This window comes from Bowmanella yangjiangensis, assembly GCF_017255015.1.
Lineage (GTDB): Bacteria > Pseudomonadota > Gammaproteobacteria > Enterobacterales > Alteromonadaceae > Bowmanella > Bowmanella yangjiangensis.
Window position 1 is genome coordinate 1 of sequence record NZ_JAFKCS010000221.1, and the last position, 1,369, is coordinate 1,369.

Consider the following 1,369-nt stretch of genomic DNA (forward strand, 5'->3'; position numbering starts at 1 on the left):
CTCCACCCAGAGTTCGGCCAGGGGCGCGTTGCGCAGCATGATGCCGCGTGCCAGGCGCAGGAAATGCGTCAGCGGCAGCACCTCGGCCAGCCACTGCGCGGCCTTGGGCATTCCGGCGAAGGGAAACATGAAGCCGGACAGCAATATCTGCGGCAGGAAGGTGAAGAAGGCCATCTGCATCGCCTGGAACTGACTGCGCGCCAGTGTCGAGATGAAGACGCCAAGGGTCAGGCTGGCGAAGATGAACAGCAGTGACGCCGCGTACAGCGCCAGCAGCGAGCCGCGCACCGGCACGGCGAAGAGTTGCCAGCCGACCAGCAGGACGACCGTCACCTGCACCAGGCCGATGCCGACGAACGGCAGCACCTTGCCCAGCGTCAGCTCCCAGGGCGAGACCGGCGTGGTGATGAGCATCTCCATGTTGCCGCGTTCGCGCTCGCGCACCAGGGCGATGGCGGTGAACAGCACCATGGTCATGGTCAGGATCACGCCGATCAGGCCGGGCACGGTATTGAGGGGCGCCAGGCGTTCGGGGTTGTAGAAGTTCACCACGGTCATCGACGGCGTGGCCTGCCAACCGGGTAGCGGGTAGCTCGCCAGTTGCCGCGCCGAGGCCTGGACCACCTGATCGGAGCCGTCGACCACCAGTTGCAGGGGCGTGCGCTCGGGGTTGGGGCGGGCCAGGCGCGTCTCGAAATCGGCGGGGATGACCAGCGCGGCGCTGATCTCGCCCCGCCGCAACAGCGTCTGCAGTTGCTGTTCGCTCGACAGCCGGTAGCGCAGGTCGAGCACCTGGCTCGCGCCGATCTCGGCCACCACTTCGCGCGAGTGGGCCGTATTGGCCTGATCCAGCACGGCGCTGGGCAGGCCGCGCACGTCGAGATTGATGGCATAGCCGAACAGCACCAACTGCATGACGGGGATGCCGACGATCATGGCGAAGGTCAGACGGTCGCGGCGCAGTTGGCGCAGTTCCTTGAGCACGATGGCAGTCAGTCGACGCAGGTTCATGGCGTTGCTCCCTGGATGTCGGGGCGGCGCGTCACGGCGACGAAGACATCCTCCAGATTCGCTTCGGTCGCGCGGACCCGTGCCTGCACGCCAGCCTCGGCCAGACGCCGTTCGACCTGCTCGCGGGCATCGTCGGTGGCGCTGAGCAGACGCAGCGAGGCGCCGATCTGCGCGCTGGCGTAGATCGCCGGCAGGCCTTGCAGCGCCCGTTGCGCCTGGCGCGGCTGGGCGCATTCCACCAGCAGCGGTTGTCCGGGCAGGCGCGCCATCAGCTCGGCGGGGCTGCCGTCGGCGACCAGTCGCCCGCTGTCGAGTATGCCCAGGCGCGTGCAGCGTTCGGCCTCGTCCATGTAATGGG

At 68.0% G+C, this 1,369-nt stretch carries 1 protein-coding gene and 1 pseudogene; both read right to left on the reverse strand.

The window, feature by feature from the left end; genetic code table 11:
• Positions 1–1,011, reverse strand: a 1,011-nt coding sequence (locus tag J0A65_RS23490; RefSeq protein ID WP_206596706.1) for an ABC transporter permease, incomplete at its 3' end; no start/stop codon positions are given.
• Positions 1,008–1,369: pseudogene (locus J0A65_RS23495) on the reverse strand (ABC transporter ATP-binding protein); the annotation flags it as partial. The pseudogene J0A65_RS23495 and the gene J0A65_RS23490, both read right to left, overlap by 4 nt.